The sequence below is a fragment of the Pseudoalteromonas sp. 120-MNA-CIBAN-0494 genome (assembly GCF_040308885.1).
GTDB classification, from domain to species: domain Bacteria; phylum Pseudomonadota; class Gammaproteobacteria; order Enterobacterales; family Alteromonadaceae; genus Pseudoalteromonas; species Pseudoalteromonas nigrifaciens.
Genome location: NZ_JBEOOE010000255.1, coordinates 1 through 230, shown reverse-complemented (window position 1 = coordinate 230; position 230 = coordinate 1). Strand labels below are relative to the sequence as shown.

The window sequence follows — 230 nt, the reverse complement described above, 5'->3', positions numbered from 1 at the left end:
CTGCAACACGTTATCGAACAATGTGCCGATCTAGGTGATATAGCTCAATTAACACCAGTGACAACCGACGAAGAAGTTAACATCACCGACGAGCAATTTAAGCAAACCGTGATTGATTTAAAAGAACACATTGTCGCCGGCGATATTTTCCAAGTAGTGCCATCTCGTTGTTTCAGCTTACCTTGCCCAAATACACTCGGGGCTTATCGGGCTTTGCGTTTAACTAATCC

The 230-nt window shown here is 43.9% G+C and carries 1 pseudogene; it reads left to right on the top strand.

Features of this window, described 5'->3' with window-relative positions:
- A pseudogene (locus AAEY55_RS18695) lies at positions 1-230 on the top strand (anthranilate synthase component I); the annotation flags it as partial.